This window comes from Ruegeria sp. BHSA118, from assembly GCF_059613405.1.
Genome location: NZ_JBXWSM010000033.1, coordinates 1 through 25,835, shown reverse-complemented (window position 1 = coordinate 25,835; position 25,835 = coordinate 1). Strand labels below are relative to the sequence as shown.

The 25,835-nt window shown below is 58.2% G+C and carries 26 protein-coding genes and 2 tRNA genes; 18 read left to right on the top strand and 10 right to left on the bottom strand.

What is annotated here, in order from left to right:
• Positions 1-9 precede the first annotated feature (9 nt).
• Genes AC2FNN_RS11745 through AC2FNN_RS11735 form a run of 3 tightly spaced genes read left to right on the top strand, consistent with a single transcriptional unit; the run spans position 10 to position 2,775 of the window.
• Positions 10-1,647, top strand: a complete 1,638-nt coding sequence (locus AC2FNN_RS11745; RefSeq protein ID WP_496758766.1) for a pilus assembly protein TadG-related protein — start codon at positions 10-12, stop codon at positions 1,645-1,647.
• A complete protein-coding gene (locus AC2FNN_RS11740) occupies positions 1,644-2,174 on the top strand; it encodes a TadE/TadG family type IV pilus assembly protein (RefSeq protein ID WP_496758765.1) in 531 nt (176 codons plus the stop codon). Before AC2FNN_RS11745 ends, AC2FNN_RS11740 begins: the two co-directional genes overlap by 4 nt.
• 4 nt (positions 2,175-2,178) lie before the next feature.
• A complete protein-coding gene (locus tag AC2FNN_RS11735; RefSeq protein WP_496758763.1) occupies positions 2,179-2,775 on the top strand; it encodes a TadE/TadG family type IV pilus assembly protein in 597 nt (198 codons plus the stop codon).
• Here the strand turns inward: AC2FNN_RS11735 and AC2FNN_RS11730 are convergent.
• Complete coding sequence (locus AC2FNN_RS11730) at positions 2,737-3,216, bottom strand: hypothetical protein (RefSeq protein ID WP_496758761.1); 480 nt, start codon at positions 3,214-3,216, stop codon at positions 2,737-2,739. The genes AC2FNN_RS11735 and AC2FNN_RS11730 overlap by 39 nt on opposite strands.
• A 157-nt stretch (positions 3,217-3,373) precedes the next feature.
• On the opposite strand from AC2FNN_RS11730, the gene AC2FNN_RS11725 reads away from it, so the two are divergent.
• Positions 3,374-4,285 carry a pirin family protein gene (locus AC2FNN_RS11725; protein WP_496758759.1) on the top strand — a complete coding sequence of 304 codons (912 nt, stop codon included), beginning with the start codon at positions 3,374-3,376 and terminating at the stop codon, positions 4,283-4,285.
• Positions 4,286-4,306: 21 nt separating this feature from the next.
• Here AC2FNN_RS11725 and AC2FNN_RS11720 read toward each other — a convergent pair whose 3' ends face one another.
• Positions 4,307-4,894 carry a TetR/AcrR family transcriptional regulator gene (locus tag AC2FNN_RS11720; RefSeq protein ID WP_496758757.1) on the bottom strand — a complete coding sequence of 196 codons (588 nt, stop codon included), beginning with the start codon at positions 4,892-4,894 and terminating at the stop codon, positions 4,307-4,309.
• A 102-nt stretch (positions 4,895-4,996) separates the two neighbouring features.
• Here AC2FNN_RS11720 and AC2FNN_RS11715 point away from each other — a divergent pair, with 102 nt between their 5' ends.
• From AC2FNN_RS11715 to AC2FNN_RS11690, 6 genes are all read left to right on the top strand, one after another.
• Positions 4,997-5,245 carry a hypothetical protein gene (locus AC2FNN_RS11715; protein WP_496758755.1) on the top strand — a complete coding sequence of 83 codons (249 nt, stop codon included), beginning with the start codon at positions 4,997-4,999 and terminating at the stop codon, positions 5,243-5,245.
• Positions 5,246-5,371: 126 nt separating this feature from the next.
• On the top strand, positions 5,372-6,658 hold the full coding sequence (locus AC2FNN_RS11710) for a homoserine dehydrogenase (protein WP_496758753.1): 1,287 nt from the start codon (positions 5,372-5,374) through the stop codon (positions 6,656-6,658).
• 69 nt (positions 6,659-6,727) lie between these two features.
• Positions 6,728-7,711 carry a class II fructose-bisphosphatase gene (gene glpX / locus AC2FNN_RS11705; protein ID WP_496758751.1) on the top strand — a complete coding sequence of 328 codons (984 nt, stop codon included), beginning with the start codon at positions 6,728-6,730 and terminating at the stop codon, positions 7,709-7,711.
• 93 nt (positions 7,712-7,804) lie between these two features.
• A complete protein-coding gene (recJ, locus tag AC2FNN_RS11700) occupies positions 7,805-9,547 on the top strand; it encodes a single-stranded-DNA-specific exonuclease RecJ (protein WP_496758749.1) in 1,743 nt (580 codons plus the stop codon).
• A 98-nt stretch (positions 9,548-9,645) separates the two neighbouring features.
• Positions 9,646-9,720, top strand: a tRNA-Glu gene (locus tag AC2FNN_RS11695).
• A gap of 24 nt (positions 9,721-9,744) precedes the next feature.
• Positions 9,745-9,819: transfer RNA gene (locus AC2FNN_RS11690), tRNA-Glu, on the top strand.
• A gap of 10 nt (positions 9,820-9,829) precedes the next feature.
• Here the strand turns inward: AC2FNN_RS11690 and AC2FNN_RS11685 are convergent.
• The 7 genes from AC2FNN_RS11685 to AC2FNN_RS11655 are packed head-to-tail and all read right to left on the bottom strand — an operon-like array spanning position 9,830 to position 17,216.
• Positions 9,830-11,671, bottom strand: coding sequence for a V-type ATP synthase subunit A (locus tag AC2FNN_RS11685; RefSeq protein ID WP_496758748.1), 1,842 nt, complete (start codon positions 11,669-11,671; stop codon positions 9,830-9,832).
• Positions 11,668-12,360 carry a hypothetical protein gene (locus tag AC2FNN_RS11680; RefSeq protein ID WP_496758747.1) on the bottom strand — a complete coding sequence of 231 codons (693 nt, stop codon included), beginning with the start codon at positions 12,358-12,360 and terminating at the stop codon, positions 11,668-11,670. The genes AC2FNN_RS11685 and AC2FNN_RS11680 overlap by 4 nt, the downstream gene beginning before the upstream one ends.
• Before the next feature lies 1 nt (position 12,361).
• A complete protein-coding gene (locus AC2FNN_RS11675) occupies positions 12,362-13,039 on the bottom strand; it encodes a hypothetical protein (protein WP_496758746.1) in 678 nt (225 codons plus the stop codon).
• Positions 13,039-13,482, bottom strand: a complete 444-nt coding sequence (locus AC2FNN_RS11670; RefSeq protein ID WP_152457528.1) for an ATP synthase subunit C — start codon at positions 13,480-13,482, stop codon at positions 13,039-13,041. The genes AC2FNN_RS11675 and AC2FNN_RS11670 overlap by 1 nt, the downstream gene beginning before the upstream one ends.
• On the bottom strand, positions 13,479-15,275 hold the full coding sequence (locus AC2FNN_RS11665; protein ID WP_496758744.1) for a V-type ATP synthase subunit I: 1,797 nt from the start codon (positions 15,273-15,275) through the stop codon (positions 13,479-13,481). The genes AC2FNN_RS11670 and AC2FNN_RS11665 overlap by 4 nt, the downstream gene beginning before the upstream one ends.
• Positions 15,272-15,877, bottom strand: a complete 606-nt coding sequence (locus AC2FNN_RS11660; protein WP_496758743.1) for a V-type ATP synthase subunit D — start codon at positions 15,875-15,877, stop codon at positions 15,272-15,274. Before AC2FNN_RS11660 ends, AC2FNN_RS11665 begins: the two co-directional genes overlap by 4 nt.
• Entirely contained in the window at positions 15,855-17,216 is a 1,362-nt protein-coding gene (locus AC2FNN_RS11655) for a V-type ATP synthase subunit B (protein WP_171119510.1), read from the bottom strand. The genes AC2FNN_RS11660 and AC2FNN_RS11655 overlap by 23 nt, the downstream gene beginning before the upstream one ends.
• A gap of 245 nt (positions 17,217-17,461) precedes the next feature.
• On the opposite strand from AC2FNN_RS11655, the gene AC2FNN_RS11650 reads away from it, so the two are divergent.
• The 8 genes from AC2FNN_RS11650 (at position 17,462) to AC2FNN_RS11615 (ending at position 25,020) form a co-directional block, all read left to right on the top strand.
• Positions 17,462-19,201, top strand: coding sequence for an ABC transporter substrate-binding protein (locus tag AC2FNN_RS11650; RefSeq protein WP_496758741.1), 1,740 nt, complete (start codon positions 17,462-17,464; stop codon positions 19,199-19,201).
• A gap of 82 nt (positions 19,202-19,283) precedes the next feature.
• On the top strand, positions 19,284-20,333 hold the full coding sequence (locus AC2FNN_RS11645) for an ABC transporter ATP-binding protein (protein WP_496758739.1): 1,050 nt from the start codon (positions 19,284-19,286) through the stop codon (positions 20,331-20,333).
• A gap of 1 nt (position 20,334) precedes the next feature.
• Positions 20,335-21,411 (top strand): ABC transporter ATP-binding protein, encoded by a 1,077-nt coding sequence (locus AC2FNN_RS11640; protein WP_496758737.1) that lies wholly within the window; start codon positions 20,335-20,337, stop codon positions 21,409-21,411.
• Complete coding sequence (locus AC2FNN_RS11635; RefSeq protein ID WP_496758736.1) at positions 21,408-22,271, top strand: carbohydrate ABC transporter permease; 864 nt, start codon at positions 21,408-21,410, stop codon at positions 22,269-22,271. Before AC2FNN_RS11640 ends, AC2FNN_RS11635 begins: the two co-directional genes overlap by 4 nt.
• Positions 22,268-23,065, top strand: coding sequence for a carbohydrate ABC transporter permease (locus AC2FNN_RS11630; protein ID WP_224855122.1), 798 nt, complete (start codon positions 22,268-22,270; stop codon positions 23,063-23,065). Before AC2FNN_RS11635 ends, AC2FNN_RS11630 begins: the two co-directional genes overlap by 4 nt.
• An 8-nt stretch (positions 23,066-23,073) precedes the next feature.
• Entirely contained in the window at positions 23,074-23,475 is a 402-nt protein-coding gene (locus AC2FNN_RS11625) for a DUF2160 domain-containing protein (RefSeq protein WP_224855120.1), read from the top strand.
• A gap of 65 nt (positions 23,476-23,540) precedes the next feature.
• Positions 23,541-23,936 carry a BlaI/MecI/CopY family transcriptional regulator gene (locus AC2FNN_RS11620; protein WP_170346648.1) on the top strand — a complete coding sequence of 132 codons (396 nt, stop codon included), beginning with the start codon at positions 23,541-23,543 and terminating at the stop codon, positions 23,934-23,936.
• The gene (locus AC2FNN_RS11615; RefSeq protein WP_496758734.1) at positions 23,923-25,020 is read left to right on the top strand and encodes a M56 family metallopeptidase; all 1,098 of its coding nucleotides are present in this window, start codon (positions 23,923-23,925) and stop codon (positions 25,018-25,020) included. Before AC2FNN_RS11620 ends, AC2FNN_RS11615 begins: the two co-directional genes overlap by 14 nt.
• Positions 25,021-25,030: 10 nt before the next feature.
• Here AC2FNN_RS11615 and AC2FNN_RS11610 read toward each other — a convergent pair.
• Positions 25,031-25,835 (bottom strand): MATE family efflux transporter (locus AC2FNN_RS11610; RefSeq protein WP_496758733.1); only part of this gene is annotated, 805 nt, incomplete at its 5' end.

The window sequence follows — 25,835 nt, the reverse complement described above, 5'->3', positions numbered from 1 at the left end:
GTAACCAGAATGCTGAATTCCTTGCTTTGTAACGACGGCTCGAAACCGAAGCGCAAAACGTTCAAATTAGAGCAGTTCGCTCGCAACGAAGATGGCGCCTTCACTATTTTCGTATTGTTTATGGTGGTCCTGATGCTGGCGATTACCGGCATGGCCATGGATGTCATGAAATATGAACGCGACCGTGCCAGCCTGCAATCCACACTGGACCGCGCTGTGCTTGCCGCCGCGGACCTCGACCAGGACCTTCCTGCCAAGGCGGTCGTCGATTCTTACATGGACAAGGCCGGGCTGGGCAATTTGAACGCCGTTACGACGGTTGTTGAAGGTTTCGGCTCCAAAAAAGTAAGTGCTACGGCCGAAGCGGTTGTTCCGACCCGCTATCTGAGGTTCGGCAAAGTCACTGAACTGGGTCTCGTCGCGACCAGTGCGGCTGAAGAATCCATTGGCGCCGTTGAAATCTCATTGGTTCTCGACATCTCCGGCTCAATGTCGCGCCCGTCTGCCACACCATCGAAGACAAAAATCGCAGTATTGAGAGAAGCTGCGTCGGAATTTGTCAGGCTCATGCTGGACAAACCGAACGAAACGCAGATTTCAATCTCGATTGTTCCTTACGCAACGCAGGTCAACGCGGGTGCGCCAATTCTGGACAAGTTTACGAATGTCACGCAGGAACACAGCTATTCGCACTGCGTAAACTTCATTCCAGAGCAGTACAGCGATTCTGATCTGGAACGGGATGACACGTTGGAGCGTACCGCCCATTTCGATCCTTTCACCTATTCTGAAGGGACTATCGACCTGCCCGTTTGTCCGGTCCGCGCAGGGAGTGCGATCACCCCTGTCACCGACAATATGAACAAACTGCTTGCCCAGATTGCGTCCCTCACCCCAGGCGGCAACACGTCGATCGATATTGGGATGAAGTGGGGTACTGCCCTGCTGGACCCGAGCATGCGCGGAATTGTTCGCGACCTGTCGCTGGAACAGGATCCGTCCTATGCAGGTACAACAATTGTGCCAACAAAATTCTCGGTCCGTCCCTCGGACTATGGCACCGACGTTCTGAAGATCGCTATTGTTATGACAGACGGTCAGAACACCGATCAATACATGCTTAACCCATCGCTGCGCGAAGGTATGTCAGACGTCTGGTACAACCCGGAAGCTGATGAATACACCGTGTACCATTCTCAGGGTCGTCCGAATTTTTTCTGGCCTCAGCAAGACGTTTGGGCAGATCACCCCTACGGAAACCCGGAACCTGAGACACAGCTGAACGAAGAACCCGGAACAGCCGTTCGGTTGACATATCCTGAACTGTTTAACCGAGTATCTTTGGCATGGAACGCACGGTACAACTATTACTGGCAGTCCAGCGGGTGGGCGGAATGGTATTCCAAGGCCTACGCGAAAGTCGAAACATCTGCCAAGAACCAGCGTACCAAACATGTTTGTGATGCGGCCAAAGACCAGGGTATCATTGTTTACGGCATCGCTTTCGAAGCACCAAGAAGCGGATACAGGACCCTCAAAGACTGTGCCAGCTCTGACAGCCACGTCTATAATGTAAGCGGCCTGAACCTTGAGAAAGCCTTTGAATCTATCGCATCGTCGATCCGCAAACTGAGGCTAACCCAATGATCAGCAGAAAGCTGTCGCATCTCCGCCTGTTTCGGCAATCCGAGGCAGGGAATGCGACAATCGAGTTCATCATGCTCGTACCCTTCTTCCTGGCGCTTCTCGTGGCAGGAGCCGAACTGTCCATCATCACAATGAAGCATGCTGCTTTGGAGCGTGGAGTTGACCTGATCGTAAGGGATATTCGGCTGGGTACGGGTACAAACTGGAATCACGACGTGATCAGGGATCGGATTTGCGAAGTGTCCGGAATCAAGGATTGTACAGGGAATTTGCGACTGCAAATGGTCAAGCAGGACGCGTTCGCTGGTATCGTGCTTTCAGACAGCATCCCCTGCACGGACAGTTCCGAAGACCCCAAGCCGGTTTTGGATTTCAAAAGCGGCCAATCCAATGAGTTGATGATCCTGCGGGCCTGCCTGCGCATAGATCCGGTTCTTGAGACCTCAGCCATTGCCAAGCTTGTCCCGGACGCTACCGGCCACTATGCGGTGACCGCAACAACGGCATTCGTACAGGAGCCACTGTAAGATCATGTCTGTACTCCGATATCTGAAAAATCGCGTCAAAGATTTCAAGAATGACGAAAGCGGCATTCTGACCGTAGAAGCCCTCATGATTTTTCCATTGATGTTATGGACGATCACGTTCACGTTCACTGCATTCGAGGGGTTTCGTCAAAGCGCCTCCAATCTGAAGGCAGCTTATACGATCAGCGATCTGATTTCGCGTGAAACGCAGGCCGTGACCGATGTGTATATCGACTCGCTGCACGATTTGGCAGGCAAGATGGTCAATAACCGGTCAGATGTGAAGATGCGTATTTCTCTGATTGTTTACGATGAGGACGATGATCGCCACTACGTTCGCTGGTCGACTGTACGCGGCTTTGACAATGAGTGGGACGACGACAAAATCGAGGAAATCGAAGACCGCTTGCCGCCGATGCCCAATCAGGACACCGTTATTCTGGTTGAAACGTCCAATGAATACATCCCCACGTTCAGACCGGGCTGGGATTTTGCGACAGGTATCACCTTTGAGAACTTCATCTTTACCCGTCCCCGCTTTACGAACGAAGTTGCTTGTAACTTAACTCAGGCCCCGTTCGTCTGCACAAATAGCGGATAGAATTTCGGACATGAACTTGGCCTCGGCGGCAGACGTCATGCCGCCCACGCCGACCCGGTGACCGATCCGCCACCACAAGCCCGGGGCCCATTGGTTCGTATTTTTGTGCTTGGTACGAACCAGAAAACCGTTTGACGGCTTGAACGCAAACACACCGCGATCCACCGATTCAATATCAGCCACCTTCGCGATCAATTGGCCTGACCCGGTACGCAATTCCGACTGTGTCAGCTCAATACGGTCCTGGGTCGCGTGCCAAACACGATAGGCCAGCCAAAGCGACGCACCCCCTACGACAAACAGAAAAACCTGCCACACCGGTTCGGGCGGCGATGCCAAAGCGACGTATGTGACCAGCGCCCCAACCGTCGACAGCATCCCTACTCCGGTCCACCGTCTGGCGGATGATGCCTGAATCGTTGCCAGCACTTCGTCCTGCATGGATGTCTCCTGTCCGTTCAGCTTCGACTTAGCGATTTTCCAGGGGAAACAACAGGGCTTTGGTTGCGCAGCAAATTTGCACAGCTCCGGTTTATAGACGCTGATTGACCGCATTCTCGCAGCGGTTACATGCTGATCAAACGAACCGGAGGCGAATATGTCCCTTAGACCCACACTGGAAACACGCAGGGCCACCCCGACGATGGAAGGGGCTGGCGTGAAACTTCACCGTGCATTCGGGTTTCAGGACCCGTCCGAACTTGATCCTTTCCTGCTGTTCGACGACTTCAGGAACGAACGCCCGCAGGACTATCAGGCCGGTTTTCCCTGGCATCCGCATCGCGGAATCGAGACGATTACCTATGTTCTGGCCGGATCGGTCGAGCATTCGGATTCGCTGGGCAACATCGGCACTTTGGGCGCAGGCGACGTGCAGTGGATGACGGCGGGATCCGGCATCCTGCATCAGGAAATGCCGCAGGGAAACACCTCGGGGCAGATGCACGGGTTTCAGCTGTGGGGCAACCTGCCTTCGGATCAGAAGATGACCGCCCCGCGCTATCAGGATGTTCAAAGCAAGGACATCCCCGAAGTCACTGACGACGACGGCACCACCGTTCGGGTGATTGTCGGAGAGTTTTGGGGCAAAACCGGCCCCGTGGACGGCATTGCGGCAGATCCGCAGTACCTGGACATCTCGGTCCCCGCGGGTGTGAAGAAGACCTTCCGCATCGACACTTACCGTCGAGCCTTTGCCTATGTCTTTCAAGGTCAGGCAGCCTTTGCAGATGCGTCACGCCCGTCCGGTGTGCTGTTGGAAAAAGAGGTCGCCGGGCAAGAGGTGAATATCCGCGATATGTCGGGCGACCGCACGCTTGTCCGTTTCGGGACGGGGGACGAAATCACCGTTCAGGCTGGCCCCGAAGGCGTGCGGTTTCTGTTGATCTCGGGGGCTCCGATCAATGAGCCCGTCGCATGGCACGGGCCCATTGTGATGAACACGCGATCCGAACTGGAACAAGCGTTTCGCGAACTGCGAAACGGGACCTTCATTCGCCCTGCGCACTGACACAGTGATGGTCTGGCCCTGTCAGGCCGTCACCGCCTTATGCACCATGTTCCAATAAATCTGCTCGACCTCGTCCAGTGACAGCCGCCCTCCGGACCTGTACCAGGTCATCACACCGTTCAACATGGCAATCACCGCCAGCGTGGCGATCTTGGTGTCCGGTATCGCAAACTGACCAGCTTGCTGGCCAGAGTGAAGGATGTCTTCCAACGCGTTTTCGTACTGACGCCGAAGATCTTCGATTTCAGCGAAGTTTTCGGGCGAGAGGTTGCGCAGTTCCATATAGGCGATGAACACCTCGTCCGGGCGTTGCAGGTGGAAACGAATGTGAAAACCGACAAATCGGCGCAATGCTTGCTGGCAGTCATCGCAGCGCTCCAGCGCGTTGAACGCTGAAAGCAGATCCTGCATATGCTCTCGCATCAACCGATACAGCAAACTCTGCTTGTCCGGCGTGTAATTGTATAGCGCTCCCGCCTGAACGCCGACCTCTTTCGCGATCTGCCGCATCGAAACCGCTGCATAGCCGTGGCGGGCAAACAGGTTCAGGGCCGCCTTTCGAATACGCGGGCCTGTGATATCAGAGTGGGAGCCTTGAGTACGTGCCATGCAGCCACAGTATCTGAACAAATGTTCATATAGAACCCCGCTTGATCGGCGCCGGCAAAAGGTGCATCACGAAAGGACGAACGAAACCGAAAAGCGTGCCACATGAAACTCCTGCCTGTTCTGCCAATTATTCTTGTGTTTGCCGGGTGTTCAGACTTTCCCGAACTTGAAGGCAGTGAACCGGCCTCGGTCAAATCGGCCCCCTACCCGCGTCTTGTTCCGGTGCAGGAAACGTTGGGGCCTTCGATTGATCCCGTCAGCCAGGCCGCTGAGGTGGAAGAAAACCTGACGCAGCGCAGCGAGGCGCTGGCGAAAAAGGCCCAGGCGCTGCAAAACGCGCAAACCAACTAAAGCGTAGCATTTCACCTCGACAATCCCCCGGTGACGGATTGCACCCTTGGCCTGAACCCGCTAAGGCAGCGCTGATTGGACTAGCATCCGATAACAGAATAATTCGAGCGGAAAAGGACCCACGATATGACACAGGCACTGCGGCTGGGAATTGCGGGCTTGGGAACGGTCGGCGTGGGAGTCGTCAAGATTGTTCGCCGCCATGCAGAATTGCTGAAGACGCGCACGGGCCGGTCGATTGAAATCGTGGCCGTATCTGCGCGCGACCCGAACAAAGACCGCGGCGTGAACCTGTCGGGTTATGCCTGGGAAACCGACCCGGTTGCGCTGGCGAAACGCGACGATATCGATGTCTATGTCGAACTGATGGGCGGCGAAAACGGTCCGGCCAAGGCCTCGGTCGAAGCCGCGCTGGCCAGCGGCAAAGACGTCGTGACCGCCAACAAGGCATTGCTGGCCATTCACGGGCAGGAACTGGCTGAACAGGCCGAAGCCGCTGGCCGCGTCATCCGGTTTGAGGCCGCTGTCGCGGGCGGTATCCCCGTAATTAAATCCCTGACCGAAGGGTTGGCCGGAAACGAGATCACGCGCGTGATGGGTGTGATGAACGGCACCTGCAACTACATTCTGACCCGGATGCAGTCGCAGCGTCAGGGCTATAACGCTCTGTTCGACGAATGCGCCGAACTTGGGTATCTTGAGGCCGACCCCAATCTGGATGTCGGTGGCATCGACGCCGCGCATAAACTGGCTTTGCTGGCCTCGATCGCTTTTGGCACCAAGCCGAATTTCGACGGGATTGAGATCGAAGGCATTCAGCAAATCAGCCTCGACGATATCGACCAGGCCGAGGATATGGGCTTTCGCATCAAACTGCTGGGCGTGGCGCAGCGCACCGCGCGCGGGCTGGAACAGCGCATGCAGCCTTGCCTTGTGCCCAGCGACTCGCCCTTGGGGCAGCTGGAAGGCGGCACCAATATGGTCGTGATTGAAGGTGACGCGGTTGAACAGGTTGTTCTGCGCGGCCCCGGCGCGGGTGAAGGTCCGACAGCCAGCGCTGTGATGGGCGATGTCTGCGATCTGGCGCGCGGACTACAAATCCCGACCTTTGGCCGCCCAGCCACCACGCTTGAAACCGCAGTTCCCGCCGTCACCGGTCGATCTGCGCCGTATTATCTGCGGCTGGGCCTGCTGGATAAACCTGGTGCATTGGCCAAGGTTGCGGCCATTCTGGGCAATGCCGGGGTGTCAATCGACCGGATGCGCCAATACGCTCATGCCGAAAGCACAGCGCCTGTACTGATCGTCACCCATAAGACCACCCGAACGGCGCTGGACGTCGCGTTGGAGGGTTTCCGCGAAACCGATGTGGTCGCAGGCGACCCCGTTGCATTGCGGATTGAAGCGGTTTGACCTTGCGGCCTGCATGAAACGCAAGCTATGCCGATAGAAACGGCTTAAATGACCAGAGGATACATGACAATGAGTGCTGCCAAAACCGATTTCAACGACCGCCTGCTGTCTCTGGGGCTGGCAAGGGTGGCGGAACAGGCTGCGCTAGCCTCGGCTTCGCTGGTGGGGCGTGGTGACGAGAAAGCCGCCGATCAGGCCGCCGTAAATGCGATGCGCGAACAGCTGAACCTGCTGGACATAGCTGGCGTCGTGGTGATCGGCGAAGGCGAACGCGACGAAGCTCCGATGCTTTATATCGGCGAAGAGGTCGGCACCGGAAACGGCCCCGGCGTGGACATCGCGCTGGACCCGCTGGAAGGCACAACGCTAACCGCAAAGGATATGCCCAACGCGCTGACCGTGATTGCCATGGGCCCTCGCGGCTCGATGCTGCATGCGCCGGACGTTTACATGGACAAGCTGGCCATTGGTCCGGGCTTGCCCGAGGGTGTCGTCAATCTGGACATGTCTCCGCGTGAACGCGTTGAGGCTCTAGCTAAGGCCAAAGGCTGCAAACCGGCCGACATCACCGTCTGTATTCTGGAACGCCCGCGTCATGAAGCCATGATTGCCGAAGTGCGCGAAACCGGAGCATCGATCCGCCTGATCACCGATGGTGACGTGGCGGGCGTCATGCATTGCGCAGAAAGCGAAGTGACCGGTATCGACATGTATATGGGCCAGGGTGGCGCCCCCGAAGGCGTGCTTGCCGCTGCCGCGCTGAAATGCATGGGCGGACAGATCTTTGGTCGTCTGTTGTTCCGCAACGATGACGAGCGGGGCCGTGCTGCCAAAGCAGGCATCACCGATCTGGACCGGGTATATTCGCGCGATGAGATGGTGACCGCGGATGTGATCTTTGCCGCAACGGGCGTAACCGGCGGCTCTCTGTTGCCGCGCATCAAGCGCGAGCCGGGTTGGGTGGAAACCACGACGCTGCTGATGCGTTCAAAGACCGGGTCCGTGCGCCGCATGTCGTATCGCACCCCCACGTGGCCGCACGATAACGCCTAACGGCTTGCGCCGTTGCCTCCGGCGGGAGTATTTGGGAAAAGATGAAAAGGCCGGGTCCGAAAGGATCCGGCCTTGGTTCACAAGGGGCAGGCAATGGGTTTTCTTGGCGTAGAACAATCACTGACCGGCCGGCGCTGGGTTGGCCCGGAAGCCGAGCTGGAACGGGCTGCCGAGATGATGGCACAACAGACCGACCTGCCGCGTGCGGTATGTCAGGTTCTGGCCCGTCGTCGCGTGCCGGTCATGGAGGCGCGCGGCTTTCTGGACCCCAAGCTCAAGGAGCTGCTGCCAGATCCCCGTGACATGAAAGACATGGAAACGGCAGCGGCGCGTTTTCTGGACGCCCTACGCCATCGCCAGAAAATCGCGGTGTTCGCGGATTACGATGTTGACGGCGGTTGCTCTGCCGCGCTGCTGCTTGTCTGGCTTCGGCAGATGGGATTGCAGGCGACGCTTTATGTGCCGGATCGGATTGATGAAGGATATGGTCCGAATGTTCCGGCAATGCGGGAACTGGCGACCAGCCACGACCTGATCATTTGCGTCGATTGCGGCACGCTCAGCCATGAACCGATTGCCGCGGCCGCCGGGGCGGACGTGATTGTTCTGGATCACCACCTCGGCGGCGAAACCCTGCCGGATTGCGTTGCAGTCGTGAATCCCAACCGGCAGGATGAAGGCGGTGAACTGGGCTATTTCTGCGCGGCGGGTGTCGTGTTTCTGATGCTGGTCGAAGCAGGGCGCCAGCTGCGCGCGGCAGGCGCAAAGGGGCCTGACCTGATATCGATGCTGGATCTGGTGGCCCTGGCAACCGTGGCTGACGTTGCGCCTCTGATCGGTGCCAATCGCGCCCTGGTTCGACAAGGCCTGAAAGTGATGGCGCAAAGGCAACGCCCCGGACTTGTCGCGTTGTCCGATGTCTCGCGCATGGACACGGCGCCCAACAGCTATCACCTGGGTTTTCTGCTTGGCCCCCGCGTGAACGCAGGTGGTCGCATCGGGCAGGCCGATCTGGGTGCCCGCCTGCTGAGCACGGATTCCCTGCCCGAGGCACAAGCCTTGTCTGAACGTCTGGACGCGCTGAACACAGAACGCCGGGACATTGAAAATGCTGTACGCGCCGCCGCTATGGAGCAGGCCGAGGACCGCGGACTCGACGCGCCGCTGGTCTGGGCCGCCGGCGAAGGCTGGCATCCGGGTGTGGTGGGCATCGTGGCGTCTCGTTTGAAGGAAACCGCCAACCGTCCGGCCATCGTGATCGGCTTTGACGGTGATGAGGGCAAAGGTTCGGGGCGTTCGGTCTCGGGTGTGGATCTGGGAGCGTCGATCCAGCGGCTCGCGGCCGAAGGGTTGCTGGTCAAGGGTGGCGGTCACAGGATGGCCGCTGGACTTACCGTCATGCGCGACAAACTGGAACCTGCCATGGAACGCCTCAGCGAGTTGCTGGCAAAACAAGGCGCAGGTCAGGGCGGCCCTGCGGATATGAAGCTGGAAGGCGCCCTTATGCCCGGTGCCGCGACAGTGGACCTTGTCGAACAGATCGAACAGGCCGGACCGTTTGGCGCCGGAGCCCCTGCCCCGCGATATGCGGTTCCGGATCTTCAGGTGCGTTTTGCCAAACGTGTCGGGGAAACGCACCTGAAGTTGTCTTTGTCCGATGGCATGGGTGGTGGGCTCGAGGCGATTGCCTTTGGTGCCTTTGACGGTCCGATGGGCGAGAGACTGTCAAATCATGGTGGCGCGCGCTTTCACTTTGCAGGCCGGCTTGAGGTGAACACCTGGGGCGGGCGGCAATCCGTGCAGCTCAGGCTCGAGGACGCGGCAGAGGCAAATTGACGTCTCGCTTTGACGGCGCAAAAAACTTTCTCATCCCTGCGTTTTTCGGCTTGCGGGGGTCACGGTGAAACCGTAAAAGGCCCTCCACAAGCCAGCGTGGCCCGTTCGTCTATCGGTTAGGACGCCAGGTTTTCAACCTGGAAAGAGGGGTTCGATTCCCCTACGGGCTACCACTTGTGCTTGCGTCACTACCAAGTGGCCCGTTCGTCTATCGGTTAGGACGCCAGGTTTTCAACCTGGAAAGAGGGGTTCGATTCCCCTACGGGCTACCATTTCTCCTGATCACACCCCGAACTTTTCGCGGCACAGGTCTTGAATCTGCCCCCAGATCGACTTGAACTCCGGCGTGTTTTCCGCAGCATAGTGGAAGTTTTTCATCAGCCCGGTCAGTTGCGTGAACACCTGCCTTACCTCGGCCTTGTCGACAAAGACCGCCTTGGATTGCGTCACATCGTACACAAGCTTGAACGTCTTTATCTGCCGTTCAAGCGGCACCGTCGCATCGACTGTGTCAAATGCGTCCTGCTGCAAGTAGACCATATCGACGAACAAGGCTTTCTGTTGGGTTACAAAGTCGTCAATTGTGACGCCTTCTTCGCCGGTGACCTGCATCATCTGGTCCACCTGCTCGCCCTTTTCGATCAGTGCCAACAAATCGCGCACTTTCCCTGTCCACCCCGGCTCGGCGTTCCTGTCATACCAGTCGGACAATTGGTCAGTATACCGAGACCAGCTGAGCATCGGATCGACCGCCGGGTAGAACCGCTTGTAAGCGCGCTCGGATGACAACCCGAGGAAACACTTGACCGTCGACAAGGTAGACTGGGTTACCGGCTCGTCAAAATTGCCGCCAGCAGGCGAAACCGTTCCGATCAGCGTCAGGCTGCCAAGATCGCCGTCATTCGTTTTCAGCGCCCCGGCGCGTTCGTACAAACCCTTGATCGAGCTTTCCAGATAGGCCGGAAACCCTTCTTCACCCGGGATCTCTTCTAGCTTGCCCGAGGTCTCGCGCATGGCTTGCGCCCACCGGCTGGTGCTGTCGGCGATCAACAAGACATCATACCCCATCTGGCGATAATATTCGCCCAACGTGATCCCGGTGAAGATCGACGCCTCGCGCGCGGCAACTGGCATGGATGACGTGTTACAGATGATGATCGTCCGATCCATCAGGCTTCCGCCGGTGGTTGGATCGGTCATCTTCGGAAATTCCTCGATGGTCTCGACCACCTCACCCGCACGTTCGCCGCAGGCCACGACGATCACGATATCAACCTTCGCGTTCCGTGCGATCAGGTTCTGTAGCACGGTCTTGCCCGCCCCGAACGGCCCGGGAATACAGGCGGTGCCGCCGCGTGCAATCGGAAAGAACGTGTCGATCAGTCGTTGCGACGTCAGAACCGGTTCGGTGGGATACAACCGCTCGGACAGTGCGCGCTTCAGGATGTTTTCCGGCAATGGTCTCCGAACCGGCCATTTCTGCGAAAGGGTCAGCGTATGCTCGCCACCGTCTTCGTCTTCCAGGCGGGCCACGATGTCATGGATCGTGGCCGCGCCTTTTTGCACCCACACCACCTTGTACGCGCCGGTCCAGTTGAACGGCAGCATGATCTTGTGGTTGAAATGGCCTTCGGGCACCGTTCCGATGCTGTCCCCGGCAGTGACCGTGTCGCCAACCTTCACGGACGGCGTAAAGGACCATTTCGCGTGTTCATCCAAGGGCGCGACATCTGCGCCGCGCGGCAGGAAGGTACCAAATGCTGCCGCCACCTTGGGCAAAGGCGACTGCAACCCGTCAAACACCTGCCCCAGCAGCCCCGGACCCAGTTCTACCGACAAGAGCTGACCTGATTGCTCCACCGGGTCGTCGACCGCCACTCCATCAGTGCTTTCATAGACCTGAACGTCCGCCATATCCCCACGTACGCGCAGCACTTCGCCCTTGAGCCTTTCCTGACGTCCACCAGGGCCGGAACGCGAAGGCAATATGTAAACCACTTCGTTTTTGACCAGTTGACCGGGGTGGCCGGTCGCGTCCGGATTGGCCTGTATCCGCACAAGCCCTTCCTGAACCAGGATGACGCGTGCGGTCGATGAATGTTTTGCTGAGATTGGGGCTGTCATGCGCTTGCTCCCTCAGAATCGACATCAGCGAAGTCGGCTATAGCCTGTTGTGCCAGTTTCTCAAATCTTTTGGCGGCTTCCGCAGCGCTGGTTTGCGCCCAGCGGTCGAAGATATTCCAGATCAGAACGTAAATGGCGACCGCCTCGAAATCGAACATGTGACGAGCTGCGTGCCGCTTGAGTTGATTGTGGCTTATCGACAAAAGCAGACGTTCCAGACCCAGCGGATCTTCGTTTTCCAGCAATTGCGTTGCCTCTTTGATCCAGGGCATGAGCCGTTCCAGCCGAAAGCTGGGATCACCCCAATTGGCGGGGATGTGGCGGCTCCATCGTCCGACTCCGAATGGGCCTGAAGGCGCTGGTTCTCCGCGTTTTCTCAGGCGCAGTGCCGCAACCACCGAGCGTAGCTCCATGCGTTCCATGAAGAGTTTGCGCAAGATGGGCTGAGGGATGTCCACCATCGCTTGTTTGCAGCGCTGGATCGCCTGAGCGTCGGTAACATCCATGTCGTAGGCGCTCCAGCTCAACGCGTGCTCGAGGATCTTCAGAACTTTGCTGTCCTCCGGTGTCAAAACCATCAACCGACGGTCCAGCCTGATACGCGAAAGGGGCGGCTGCCTCGCAACGAACAACCGTTCCGAACCCGGAAGGCTGCACATCAGCGCGATATAGGCGTCCTGCTTTGGCATCTCAGCGGATGACCCCTTCCAGAACGGCGCGGAACCGGGGCTGTAGATGCTCCATCAACAGCGACGCCACCGCCTTATCCGTCAGGTCCAGAACAACGCCCTGATCTTCTGCGCGAACGCGGATGCCTTCCTGCCCGTCATCGGCTGCGTGCAATTCGACATTCTCGCGCAGCATCTTCGCAGTCAGCCCAAGAACATATTTTGTCAGCTTGCCGGATTGAATGTCATCGGCGTTTTGCTTGATGTCTTCCTGCGTGGCGACCCGGGTAGGCAGAACGACGGAAATCTTGCCATTCAAATTAGCACCCGCCCCGGCCCGGCCTACCACCTCGAGGATCATCTGCCTGAGAAGCTCGGGATCGGACATCTCTTTGGTTACAAGGCGTTCGACATCTGCCTTGAAGCGATCCGTCAGACCCGCCTTCATGGTCAGCACGGCATCCCGCATCGCCGTGTTCAATGCTTCTTCGCCGGCGGCTCTGTAATTGTCGGTCTCTGTGTGGGCTTTCTTTTTCAACTCCTCGGCTTCGCGCTTTGCCTTAGCCAAGATGCGCGCGGCTTCGGCTTTTGCTTCTGCGCGCAGCTTCTCGGCTTCGGCCTGACCAGCGGCAACCCCATCGTTGCGCAATTTGTCGATCAGCGCGTCAACCCCATGCGCAATCGTTCTGTCTTGTGCCATCAGCTGATCCCCGCACTGATGACCAACGCAAACACGAAGGCAAAAACACCAAACCCTTCGATGATCGCGGCAGGGGCCAGAGCAAGGCCAAAAATCTCGGGCTTTTCCTTGGTCGCATTGATCGCAGCTGCACAGGCCCGACCCTGCCAGATTCCGCAATACATCAGCGCAATACCCGACAGGATGCCAATTCCGAACAGACCGCCCGCGTTTTCAGGTGTCACGTCGCGGTTCAGGGTAAACATGATGACGATGCCGTAGATGACCATCGTTGAGGGAAACGCGGATACACCCACGAAACGGCCATAGCCGCCTTCGGTTTCGGTCATGGCCCCGATACTGGCCATCCCGGCGATCGAACACCCAATGGCGCTGGCCGCAGCCCCCAATGCCATTGGCGCATAAATACCCAGCCAACCCAGTGTAAGAACAAGCTCATTCATTCGTGAACCTCCTTGCGGGCAAATGGACGAAAGATGATGCCTTCATCCGGCAGACCCCATTTAAAGAATTCGATGTAATTGAGACGCAAACCGTGCACGACGCCGCTCATCATCGCGAGCGCGAAGTTCAAAACATGGCCTATGAACAATATCAGCAGCCCAAACAGAATGCCCGGCCCCTTAAGGGCCTGCATGACCGACACCGCCAGATCATTGAACGTGATCGCCAGCGAAGCCGAAGCAAGGCCCAACGCGAAAAGACGCATATAGCTGAGAACATCGCCAAACGCGCCCATCGCCCCGGCAAGGCTTTGAACCCCTTCGATCAAACGCCAGATCCAGTCCATCGGCCCCTGGATGACCCGCTCGCTGGAAAACAGCACAATCGCCACGATGCCGGCGGTCAGGATTGCCGCGCCCGGCACCGGCGACTTGCCGTTCATGTAGCCGAGCCAAAGAACAAACCCGCCGATCAGGGCCGCAATCCAGCCCAGACTGGCGATCGCCTTGCGTTGCCCCCACGCCGAGCGTGCCGCAAGTGCGTTGGCCAGGACAAGGTGTACAACGCCAACGACGATCGAGACCATCATCATTGCGCCGAAATCGTTCAAATCCAGCACCTTGAGCCTTGCCCAAATTGAACCCGCAGCTGGTGGTACCCCAAAATAGCTGCCCACCATAACGCCGTAAAATATCGTAACCGCCGATATGATCAGGCCGAACAGACGCCAGGATCTTTGACCATCGGTGCGGTCCATCCGACTCCAAAAGGCCAGCACCGCCAGCAGGATGACGGCACCGTACCCGGCATCCGCCACGATCATGGCAAAGAAGATCGCAAAGGACGCCGAGACGATGACGCTGGGGTCCCAATCCTGATATCCGGGCACCTGATAGAACAAAGCCAAATCGACAGCGGCCCTGCGGTTTTCAGGCTGCTCTAGCAAGGTCGGAGGCGCGTCGCCCGGCCCCGGATCTTCAATCAGAACGGCCGAACCCTTGGCGTTTGCCATGGCAAGAACAGCATCCACCTGATCCACGGGAACCCACCCCTGCAAAGCAAATAGTGCCTCTTCGTCGCGCACTTTCTGCGTTGCGTGGGCAAGCTCAGCGGCACTTTCGGCGACGGACAGGTTCCGACGCATCAATGTCAGATAGCGCGTCAGCGCCACGCGTTTGGCTTCCAAGGCCTCGAGGGCGATCTCGGCCTCTTCCAACTGTGCCTCAAGCTCGTGTACCGGCAGCGAACCGACATGGGTTCGCGGAACAGGAAGAACACCATCATCGGGTTCGTCAGGTGAAATCAGAACGGCATACAGGTACCGGTGATCTTCCTCTAATATTGCCCATGGAAATCTGACCTCGGACAAGGCATCACGGTGCTTCAGCGGCAGCTGATAGAACCACAGCCTGTTGCCAGCCAACACATCGGTCGGCGGAAAATCCAAGTCACCCCAAGGTCGCACCTGGGCGATGCGATGCGCCAGAAAGTCACGCCGGTCCATCGTATCCCGAACGCGCTGCATGAGGTCGGTCACCTCGCGCACGAAACGGTCCATATCGAAATCGGGCGCACGCTTGACCTGGCGGCGCGGGTCAGGCACTTCTGCAAGGAAACGCAATGCCTTATACGCCTCTCTTGCACCGCGCTCACTGATCTTTTCCGGCTCTTTCGGTGTGGGAACAAGCGGCAAAACATGCATGCAGCCAAGGGCCTGAAGCGCCTCAAGCGTTTCCGCCTTTCGGGCAGCAGGTCCGATCAGAGACATCTTTTTCAAACGCGCAACGCTCATGTCAAAGCCTCCTGCGCGTGTTTGCGTTTCGAGATTTTTGACCGCACGACGGCCTGCATCTGTTCGTCGCTCAGGTAGATGCGGATTTTTTTGATGTTGGATTTCGCGCGCGGAATCAGAACCTTTTCGAACAAGTTGACCCGCTGGGTAATGGTGGCCACCGCCTTGTCGAAGATGCGAACGCGTTCTTCGGCAATCTTCACCCGCACCCGCGCTTCGATGACGTCGTGCAGCAAAAGCGCAGCGGCATCGACCCAATGCGGCTTGGCCAAAACGGAATACGGGCGCACCACCACTTCGATCCGATCAAGGTCAGGCAGCTTGACGCCCACCACATTGACCTCTTTGACTTTGTAGTCCTTGAGCGTGACCAGCCCATCCAGAACCACACTCTGCTGCGCCAGCATCGGCAGCTTTTCACCAACCTGCTGCACCAGCGCCTGCACCTTTTGCTCGAGGCGGTCGACCTCTTCCCGGGCCCGGACCCGTTCAGCCATCAACTGTTGTCGCTTCAGGTCCAGCGAAGGCAGGAACCGCTCATAGCTTTTCAGCTGTGTCTGCTCGCGCGCAAGCGACGATTTATTCAGCTGCAACTGCGCCATTGGCATCCTTCGGGAAATACTTGTCGATCAATGCCTGCTTCATCAGCAACTGTTCCGGCGCAAAACACTCTGCCAGCGTCTTCCAACCCAGATCCAGCGCCTCTTCCAGCGGGATCGAAACATTGATGTCCATGAACCGAGACCGGAACAGGCCGCCGAATTTCAGCAATTGGTGATCATAGTCTGACAGGTCGAAGGCCATCGCCTGTTTTTGCGCGGCATCGCGGCTTTCAGAATAGAATCGGATCATCGTGTTCATGATCTGCCCGTGATCTTCGCGGGTGGTCTTGCCGATCACGTTCTGCTTGAGGCGCGACAGGCTGCCGAACGGATCGATCACGCCGGAATGCAGATAGAACTGCCCTTCGGTGATATAGCCGGTGTTGTCAGGTACCGGGTGGGTTACGTCGTTTCCGGGCATCGTTGTCACAGTCAGAACTGTAACCGATCCGCCCTTGGCATAATCGCAGGCTTTCTCATACCGGCGCGCAAGCTGCGAATACAGGTCCCCCATATAGCCGCGCTGAGATGGCACCCTCTCCTGACTGATGCCAACCTCTTTCATTGCGTCAGCATAGGCGGTCATGTCGGTCAGCAGGACCAGCACGCGCTTGCCCTCTTCCACCGCGAACTTCTCGGCCACTGCCAATGCCATGTCCGGCACCAGCAGACGTTCGACCAAAGGATCCATCGCCTGATTGACAAACATGACGGTGCGCGAAAACACACCCGCATCTTCGAACGAGGTACGAAACGTGTGGTAGTCGTCGAAAATCAGCCCCAGCCCGCCAAAGATCACGATATCTGCGTCGGCCTGAATACCGATTCGGCTGAGGAACGCGTTGAATGGCTCGCCTGAAACCGAGAAGATCGGAATCTTCTGGCTCTCGACCAATGTGTTGAACACATCGATCATCGGCACATCCGTGCGGATCATTCTGTTTGGAACCGCGCGTTCCGCCGGGTTGACGGTTGGTCCGCCAATATCGATATGCGGTTCCGCAGACAGGTCGGGGCCTCCATCAATGGCGACACCGGCGCCGTCAAAGACGCGGCCCAGAATGTTGGCCGAATAAGGTGTCTGCATCGGGTGACCGAGAAAGGTTGCCGTTGCTTCAGTCGATATGCCCTTGGTGCCGGAAAACACCTGCAACGTGACGACATCGCGGTCGATGAAGATCGTCTGGGCCAGTGTTTTTCGGCCATCCACCGTCTCGATCACAGCGAGGTCATTGAACCGGACAGCCGGTTCCCCCTTGTTCTGGATCGGAACCCGGACCTTGATGGTGTCCCCGACGATTTCCAGAACACGCGTGTACTTCAACAGACTTCGGGACATTGCCTATCCTCACTGTTCCAAGTCGTTTTTCGTAATTCGCGCCGCACGGCTCAGCGGTAATTTTTGTAATGACAATCCCAGCTTACAACGAATTCAAAAATTGGCAAACGAGTTCGGCCCCGCCCCTTTCGAAATGCCTGAACGTCAATTACTAAATTTTTAGTTTGACACATACGCAAGAAATCGCTGATGCTATGCGTCATCCGGTTTCCACCGGAGAACCATAAATTTTTGGGAGGAGACAGATGCGGAGACATCTACTTTCCGCAGTGGCGGCGGCTGCCGTCATTGCGGGGCACGGTCCTGCTTGGGCCGACGAAGCCGCAGCACAACGTTGGATCGACGACGAATTCCAGCCATCGACCTTGTCGAAAGACGAACAAATGGCCGAGATGCAGTGGTTCATCGAAGCTGCACAGCCTTACGCAGGTATGGAAATCAACGTCCTGTCCGAAGGTATTCCAACGCATTCCTACGAGTCGGAGGTTCTGACCAAGGCGTTCGAGGAAATCACCGGCATCAAGGTCAATCATCAGATCCTTGGCGAAGGCGAAGTGGTCCAGGCTGTTCAGACCCAGATGCAGACAGGTCGGAATCTGTATGACGGCTATGTCAACGACAGTGACCTGATTGGTACGCATTCGCGTCTGCAACTGGCCTATCCGCTGACCGACATGATGGGCGGTGACTGGGCGGCGACAACCTCGCCGACAATCGATCTGGATGACTTTATGGGCATTCAGTTCACCACCGGGCCGGATGGCAAGCTGTATCAGCTGCCCGACCAGCAGTTTGCGAACCTTTACTGGTTCCGCAAGGACTGGTTCGATGATGAGGCGAACAAAGCCGCGTTCAAAGAAAAATACGGCTATGATCTTGGCGTTCCGGTCAACTGGTCGGCCTATGAAGACATCGCCGAGTTCTTCACCAATGACGTGAAAGAAGTCGACGGCGTGGCGATCTACGGCCACATGGATTACGGCAAGCGCGCGCCTGACCTTGGCTGGCGCATGACCGACGCCTGGCTTTCGATGGCCGGTGCCGGTGACAAGGGCGAGCCGAACGGTATCCCGGTTGACGAATGGGGCATCCGCATGGAAGCGGGCACCTGTAACCCGGTCGGAGCTTCGGTGTCGCGCGGTGGTGCTGCAAACGGTCCGGCTGCGGTCTATGCGATCCGCAAGTGGGACGAATGGCTGCGGGCCTATGCGCCTCCGGGTGCCGCGTCTTACGACTTCTACCAGTCGCTGCCGGCACTGAGCCAAGGCAACGTGGCCCAGCAGATTTTCTGGTACACCGCCTTTACCGCCGACATGGTCAAGCCGAAATCCGAAGGCAACAACACCGTGGATGACGAAGGCACGCCGCTGTGGCGGATGGCACCCAGCCCGCATGGCCCCTATTGGGAAGAAGGCCAGAAGGTTGGCTACCAAGACGTGGGTTCCTGGACATTCCTCAAATCGACCCCCTCGGATCGTGCCCAGGCAGCCTGGCTCTATGCCCAGTTCGTGACCTCCAAAACTGTCGACGTGAAGAAGTCCCATGTGGGTCTGACCTTCATCCGCGACAGCTCGGTCAACCACGAGTCGTTCACCGAACGCGCGCCCAAGCTGGGTGGTCTGGTCGAGTTCTACCGCTCGCCTGACCGCGTGGCATGGTCGCCGACCGGCATCAACGTGCCGGACTATCCGAAGCTGGCCCAGATCTGGTGGCAGCAGATCGGTGACGTGAACTCGGGTGCCTTTACACCGCAAGAGGCGATGGATCGTCTGGCCGAAGAGATGGACATCACCATGGCCCGGATGCAGGCCGCAGATGAAAGCGCCGGTGTTTATGGCGGCTGCGGTCCACGCCTGAACGAGCCGCAGGACCCATCTTTCTGGCTGGAAAAAGCGGGCTCGCCCAAGGCCAAGCTTGAGAACGAAAAGCCGCAAGGCCAGACCGTCAACTATGACGAACTGGTTCAGCGCTGGCAGTCTCAGTAAGCCGTTGAAACCCGGGGGTGCCGCGTCAGGCACCCCCACCTCAAGACCAGTGCACCGCACTGAAGGACCGGAACCCACGGACATGATCGAACTTCAAGACGCGACCAAAAGGGTCGGCAACGTCATCCATATCAAGCCCACAAACCTGACCCTTGAAACAGGCCACTTCAACGTGCTGCTGGGCGCGACGGGCTCGGGCAAGACCTCTCTGATCAAGATGATGGCCGGGCTGGACCCGATCGCCTCGGGCAAGGTCCTGATGGATGGGCAGGACGTCACACGGCTGAATACGCAAAAGCGGAAAATCAGCCTCGTGCACCAGTTCTTCGTGAACTACCCGCATATGACCGTATTCGACAACATCGCCTCGCCCCTGCGTGTGGCAGGCATGGCGCAGTCCGAGATCGAAGGCCGCGTGGAAGAGGCCGCCGACCTGCTGCAACTGCGCCCGATGCTGCACCGCCGCCCGCACGAGCTGTCGGGTGGGCAACAACAACGGACCGCGCTGGCGCGTGCCATTGCCAAAGAAAGCCGCGCCGTGTTCCTTGACGAACCGCTGGCCAACCTTGACTACAAACTGCGTGAAGAACTGCGTGAGCAGCTGCCGGACCTGTTCGCAGGTCGTGGGGCCGTGGTGGTCTATGCCACGTCCGAGCCCGAAGAGGCGCTGCTGCTGGGCGGCTACACCGCCCTGATGGACGATGGCCGCGTGACCCAGTTCGGGCCAACCGCTGACATCTATCGCAACCCCGAGAACATAGCCGCCGCGCGGGTCTTTTCGGATCCGCCGATCAATGTCGCACACATCACCGTTTCTGCTGCGCAGGCGCAACTGGCTGGCGGAGGTGGCTGGGCCGTTACCGACATCGCCGACGGGGATTACATGGTCGCGGTGCGGCCGCATCGCGTGACGCCGTTCCGTACGTCTGACGCGGACGTGGAACTGACCGGCCGCGTGATCGTGACCGAGCTTTCGGGCTCGGATTCCAGCGCGCATTTCCAGCATGGCGAGGACGCCTGGGTGTCGCTGGCCGCCGGGGTCCATCCCTATCAGGTGGGCGAAGACCATACATTCTTCATGAACCCGGCCCATTGCCGGTATTTCGGCCAAGACGGCAAAAGGGTGGCCTGACATGGCACAGATCAAACTTTCGAACCTCCGCCACAGCTACATGCCGTCGCCAAAAGGCCCCGAGGATTATGCGCTGAAGGAAATTGACGTGACCTGGCGTGATGGCGGGGCCTATGCGCTGCTGGGGCCGTCAGGCTGCGGCAAGTCCACGCTGCTGAACATCATATCCGGCCTTCTTACCCCCTCGGAAGGTCGGATCCTATTTGATGACCGGGACGTCACCGCCCTGCCCCCCGATCAGCGCAACATCGCACAGGTGTTCCAGTTCCCGGTGATCTACGACACGATGACCGTGGGCGAAAACCTGGCGTTCCCGCTCAAAAACCGGGGCGTAGATGCAGCGACGATCAAGCGTCGCGTCGATGAGATTGCCGAGATGCTGGACGTCACGGATATGCTGAATACCCGCGCCAGCGGCCTCAGCCCGGACAACAAGCAGAAGATCTCGATGGGGCGCGGTCTGGTCCGCGACGACGTGAACGCGGTCATGTTCGATGAACCCCTGACCGTGATCGACCCGCATCTGAAATGGAAACTGCGGTCCAAGCTGAAAGAACTGCACCAGCGCGTCAAAGCCACCATGATCTATGTCACCCACGACCAGACCGAGGCCCTGACCTTCGCGGACGAGGTCGTGGTGATGCAGGAAGGCGAAGTGGTTCAGATCGGCACCCCGGTCGAACTGTTCGAACGTCCGCAGCACACATTCGTGGGCCATTTCATCGGCTCGCCCGGCATGAACGTTCTGCCCTGCGAGGCACGGGGCGACCGCGCCCTGTTCGAAGGGCACGAAATCATGCTGGAAGGTCCCATTCATGGTGATGGCGGCCGCACCGATCTGGGTATTCGCCCGGAATATGTCGGCTTCGACGAGACCGGCATCCCAGCACATGTGACCAAGGTTTCCGACATTGGTCGCCACTTTGTGGTCAGCGCGATGGTCGGCAATACCGCCCTCAAGGCCGTGACCGAACACAGCGTGCCCGAACCCGGATCACAGGTTTTCCTGCAATTCAAACCCGAACAATCCCGCGTCTACCGCGACGGCTGGATCGCAACCGAGGAGCGGGCCAAATGAGAACAGAAAATCAAAAAGCCTGGTTCTTTGTCCTGCCCGTGCTGGCACTGGTCGCGTTCAACGCGCTGGTGCCGATGATGACAGTGGTCAACTATTCGGTGCAGGAAACCTTTGGCAACAACCAGTTTTTCTGGGAAGGCCTGGGTTGGTTCGAACAGATCCTGCGGTCGGACCGGTTTCAGGCCGCACTTGGACGACAGTTCCTGTTTACTTTCCTGATCCTGATCATCGAAGTGCCTCTTGGCATCATCGTGGCCCTGTCGATGCCGCGCAAAGGTTTCTGGGTGCCTGTCTGTCTGGTCCTGATGGCCCTGCCGATGCTGATCCCATGGAACGTGGTCGGGTCGATGTGGAACATCTTTACCCTGCCCCAGATCGGTCTGTTGGGGTATTTCCTGAATGACGTTCTGGGCGTCAATTATGACATGACGCAACAGCCGCTTTCGGCCTGGATCACCGTCATCGTCATGGACGTCTGGCACTGGACGTCGCTGGTCGTGTTGCTGTGCTACGCGGGTCTCGTGTCGATCCCGGACGCTTATTATCAGGCGGCCAAGATCGACGGCGCCAGCCCATGGTCGGTGTTCCGCTACATCCAGCTGCCCAAGATGAAGACGGTTCTGACCATCGCGATCCTGCTGCGGTTCATGGACAGTTTCAACATCTATACCGAGCCCTTCGTGCTGACCGGGGGTGGCCCCGGAAATTCGACCACCCTGCTGTCGATCGACCTTGTGAAAATCGCGCTTGGACAGTTCGACCTTGGCCCTGCGGCAGCGATGAGCCTGATCTATTTCGCCATCACGCTGCTGGTTTCGTGGCTCTTCTACACTCTGATGACAAAGGATGACGCACAATGAAGAAGCGGTCCATCATCCCGATCCTCTATATCGCGTTCCTGATGCTGCCGATCTATTGGCTGGTGGCGATGTCCTTCAAGACAACGAACGAGATCCTGTCGGGTTTTTCCCTGTTCCCCCAGACCTTTACGCTGGAAAATTACATCACCATCTTCACCGATCCGACGTGGTATTGGGGCTATATCAACTCGATCACCTATGTGACGTTGAACACGGTGCTGTCGGTCAGCGTCGCCTTGCCCGCTGCCTATGCGTTCTCTCGCTATCGGTTTCTGGGTGACAAGCAGCTGTTCTTCTGGCTGCTGACCAACCGGATGGCCCCGGCAGCGGTCTTCGCCTTGCCGTTCTTCCAGCTCTATTCTTCGATCGGCCTGTTCGACACGCATCTGGCCGTGGCACTGGCGCATACATTGTTCAACGTGCCGCTGGCAGTTTGGATTTTGGAAGGCTTCATGCGCGGCATTCCAAAAGAGCTGGATGAAACAGCCTATGTCGACGGCTATTCCTTCCCGCGCTTCTTCGTGACAATCTTCCTGCCCAATATCAAAGCGGGCGTGGGTGTGGCGGCCTTCTTCTGTTTCATGTTCTCGTGGGTGGAAATGCTGCTGGCCAAAACCCTGACCGCGGTCGAAGCCAAACCCATTGCCGCCGTGATGACCCGCACCGCATCCAGCGCGGGATATGAATTGGGCCTGCTGGCCGCCGCCGGTACCCTGACCATCATCCCCGGCGCCATCGTCATCTGGTTTGTCCGCAACTACATCGCGCGTGGTTTCGCGATGGGACGTGTGTGAGGTTCGATATGCGTAAACTTCTTCTCACCCTCCTTTTCCTGCCTTCCACGACCTTTGCCCAGCAGGCCGGGTGGGGCAGTGTCGGCCAGCAAGAGGAAAAAGGCTTTTCCTGGACTGCGCCACTGTGGCCCGATTTCTGGATGGCCTGGACCCCGGCAACACTTGCCGTATTTGTCGGCATCTTTTCGGCCATCGCACTGATTGGCGTTCTTGAGGGCTTTAAGTACCGCGATGGAATAGAACGGCGCGGTGTACTGGGGCTGACAACCACATTGGGCGACCGGCTTTTCATCACCCTACTGGGGTCCGCCTATATCTTCCTCGCCTGGCTGGGTCTTGTCGGACAGCCGGTCTGGACGCCGCTTTTCCTGTCTATCGGCTGGGGCGTTTTTGTGTTCTGGAAAGTTTAGACTTTGAGAAATCGCGAAAGGATGCTTGTCTGTCAGGCATACTAAACATGACAACACCGAGATCGATGCGAAAGAAAAAGACAACAAATCTGCTGACCGAGGTTGAACTGGAGTTCATGAACGAGCTCTGGGCCCTCGGGCAAGGCTCGGTGCGAGATGTCCTGGACCGCCTGCCTTCGGAACGCAATCTGGCCTACACATCCGGCGCCACGATCCTGCGTATTCTGGACGAGAAAGGTTTTGTGGAAAGCCGCAAGACAGGCAAGACCCTGATCTATACGCCGCTTCTGGAAAAGGACAGATATCAGGCCCGTTCTCTGCAAAACCTGTCCCGCACTCTGTTCGACGACACACCGGCCACACTGGTGGCACGGCTTGTCGATGACGCGGGGCTGAGCGAAGCCGACTTGGAGGAAATTCGAGCACTGGTAGAAAGGAGACTGCAAAATGACAGCGGTTAGACCGGTTCTCGACACGTTTATCGAACTCAACATCGTGCTGGCCTTGTCAGCCGTCATCTGGCTGGCGGCCCGCGCAGCCCTGACCCGAACAGCCCTGCGCCACAGCTATGTCGCGCAGTTGCGTGCGCTCAAGGCGCTGTGCGTGTGCGTCCTGGTCAGCCCGTTTCTTGCGTTCGGCGTGTCATCACTCGCCTCTTATGCATGGCCGGGCAGCGCCATGGCGCTTGGCGACATCGCCGTTGCCGCCTATCTGCGCGGCGATATCGCCATGCCCGCCACCCAGTTCGAGGCCTTGCTGAACACCCGTGAACGGTGGGTGGACCTTGCATTGTCAGGGCAACAGCCGGTGATCACTGCCCTTGTAACGCTGCTTGTTTTGGTCGCCGCCGTGTTTGCGGCCCGCGCTCTGCGGGACGCGGCGATGATCCGTCAGACAGTCAAATCCAGCTTTCTTTGGCGGCAGTCGGCCAAGGTTGATATCCGTCTTTCTGATCGCATCACCGTACCGTTCGCCGTGCGCGGATTGCGCCGTCGTCATGTCGTTCTGCCAAGCCATCTGCTGGATACCCCGCACGAACTGCGCTTTGCGTTGGCGCACGAGCTTCAGCATGTTCGGGCCGGTGACGTGGAATGGGAACTGGGCTTTGAAATGCTGCGCCCGCTGTTGTTCTGGAACCCAGCCTATCTGATGCTCAAGTATCAGTTCGGCCGCTTGCGTGAACTGGCATGCGACCAGTCCGTGGTGGCCCGCAGACGGATCGATGCGCGCGAATACACGGCCTGCTTGCTGGATTATTGCGCGCGTACGATCTCGGCAAACAATCCTCGCGTTCTGAATGTCGCGTTTGTGACGGGCGGCAAGGCCAAGCGCGTGCTGCGTCAGCGCGTGCTTGCATTGACCGATGCACAGCCGGCGGTGCCCACCCTGCCCGCTCTGTTCCTGGGGATGGCATTGACCTTCGCCACCCTTCTTGCATTGGGGTCTGCGTCGATCCAGCAAACGCAGGACTGGAGCCATGACCGCCTGATGCTGTCAACCGTGGTCAATCTGGAACGGCTGGAAGCGCGCAATCAGGGGAACTGATCCGACCTGATCACCAACCGCGACGCCCGAACAGTGAATGAAGCCGACCCTGATCCGAAAAAGGCTCGAGCGCTTGCGAGCGCTCCAACCGCGCCACGACCCGCGCGACCGTAACCCAGCCTATGACTGCAAAGATGACGCCTGCGAACGCCTGCCCCAGCAGAACGCCGGATGCGCCGGCGATCTGTGAACCAATCGTTGCGAAAACCCATGTGCCGATAGTGTGGCGACCCCAGTTTATCCATGTGGAATAGACCGGATGCCCCAGATTGTTGAAGCTGGCATTTGTCACGAAGATCACGCCATTGAAGAACGAAGCCAGGGCCAGCGGGCCGCAGAACAGATAGATCAGACTTCGGGTTTCACCCTCGGCTGCAAACAGATCTGCAATCGGAGCGCGCAGCAAGAACAAAATGGTCGACATGCAAAGTACGTAAATAGCCGTAAACTTGACCCCTGCCAGAAAGGCCGCGCGCACACGATCGAACTTTTCGGCCCCGAAATTCTGCCCGATGATTGGCCCTATCGCGCCGGACAGGGCGAAGATGACCGAAAACGCCACCGGCAAAAGCCGCCCGATCACCGCCATGCCCGCAACCGCATCCGTTCCGTATTGCGCGATTTCCCGCACAACGATTGCATTGCCGATCGGCGTGGCGACATTTGTCAGAACCGCCGGAATTGCAATCGCCCGCACGGGGCGCAAATCCTTTGCAACCTGCTTCAGTGAAGGGCGCGCAAACCCCCGATGCACCCGTAGCGCAGGCCACAACGCTGCCCCCAACATGCACAGCCGCGCCAGGACCGAGGCGATT

Coding starts and splice junctions, on each gene's coding strand:
- AC2FNN_RS11720 (WP_496758757.1), bottom strand. CDS start 4,894: ATGGCACGTACTCAAGGCTCCCACTCTGATATCACAGGCCCGCGTATT.
- AC2FNN_RS11680 (WP_496758747.1), bottom strand. CDS start 12,360: ATGCCAAAGCAGGACGCCTATATCGCGCTGATGTGCAGCCTTCCGGGT.
- AC2FNN_RS11655 (WP_171119510.1), bottom strand. CDS start 17,216: ATGTCCCGAAGTCTGTTGAAGTACACGCGTGTTCTGGAAATCGTCGGG.
- AC2FNN_RS11685 (WP_496758748.1), bottom strand. CDS start 11,671: ATGACAGCCCCAATCTCAGCAAAACATTCATCGACCGCACGCGTCATC.
- glpX (WP_496758751.1), top strand. CDS start 6,728: ATGAGTGCTGCCAAAACCGATTTCAACGACCGCCTGCTGTCTCTGGGG.
- AC2FNN_RS11670 (WP_152457528.1), bottom strand. CDS start 13,482: ATGAATGAGCTTGTTCTTACACTGGGTTGGCTGGGTATTTATGCGCCA.
- AC2FNN_RS11745 (WP_496758766.1), top strand. CDS start 10: ATGCTGAATTCCTTGCTTTGTAACGACGGCTCGAAACCGAAGCGCAAA.
- AC2FNN_RS11650 (WP_496758741.1), top strand. CDS start 17,462: ATGCGGAGACATCTACTTTCCGCAGTGGCGGCGGCTGCCGTCATTGCG.
- AC2FNN_RS11740 (WP_496758765.1), top strand. CDS start 1,644: ATGATCAGCAGAAAGCTGTCGCATCTCCGCCTGTTTCGGCAATCCGAG.
- AC2FNN_RS11710 (WP_496758753.1), top strand. CDS start 5,372: ATGACACAGGCACTGCGGCTGGGAATTGCGGGCTTGGGAACGGTCGGC.
- AC2FNN_RS11715 (WP_496758755.1), top strand. CDS start 4,997: ATGAAACTCCTGCCTGTTCTGCCAATTATTCTTGTGTTTGCCGGGTGT.
- AC2FNN_RS11630 (WP_224855122.1), top strand. CDS start 22,268: ATGAAGAAGCGGTCCATCATCCCGATCCTCTATATCGCGTTCCTGATG.
- AC2FNN_RS11615 (WP_496758734.1), top strand. CDS start 23,923: ATGACAGCGGTTAGACCGGTTCTCGACACGTTTATCGAACTCAACATC.
- AC2FNN_RS11730 (WP_496758761.1), bottom strand. CDS start 3,216: ATGCAGGACGAAGTGCTGGCAACGATTCAGGCATCATCCGCCAGACGG.
- AC2FNN_RS11675 (WP_496758746.1), bottom strand. CDS start 13,039: ATGGCACAAGACAGAACGATTGCGCATGGGGTTGACGCGCTGATCGAC.
- AC2FNN_RS11660 (WP_496758743.1), bottom strand. CDS start 15,877: ATGGCGCAGTTGCAGCTGAATAAATCGTCGCTTGCGCGCGAGCAGACA.
- recJ (WP_496758749.1), top strand. CDS start 7,805: ATGGGTTTTCTTGGCGTAGAACAATCACTGACCGGCCGGCGCTGGGTT.
- AC2FNN_RS11735 (WP_496758763.1), top strand. CDS start 2,179: ATGTCTGTACTCCGATATCTGAAAAATCGCGTCAAAGATTTCAAGAAT.
- AC2FNN_RS11725 (WP_496758759.1), top strand. CDS start 3,374: ATGTCCCTTAGACCCACACTGGAAACACGCAGGGCCACCCCGACGATG.
- AC2FNN_RS11625 (WP_224855120.1), top strand. CDS start 23,074: ATGCGTAAACTTCTTCTCACCCTCCTTTTCCTGCCTTCCACGACCTTT.
- AC2FNN_RS11640 (WP_496758737.1), top strand. CDS start 20,335: ATGGCACAGATCAAACTTTCGAACCTCCGCCACAGCTACATGCCGTCG.
- AC2FNN_RS11645 (WP_496758739.1), top strand. CDS start 19,284: ATGATCGAACTTCAAGACGCGACCAAAAGGGTCGGCAACGTCATCCAT.
- AC2FNN_RS11635 (WP_496758736.1), top strand. CDS start 21,408: ATGAGAACAGAAAATCAAAAAGCCTGGTTCTTTGTCCTGCCCGTGCTG.
- AC2FNN_RS11620 (WP_170346648.1), top strand. CDS start 23,541: ATGCGAAAGAAAAAGACAACAAATCTGCTGACCGAGGTTGAACTGGAG.
- AC2FNN_RS11665 (WP_496758744.1), bottom strand. CDS start 15,275: ATGAGCGTTGCGCGTTTGAAAAAGATGTCTCTGATCGGACCTGCTGCC.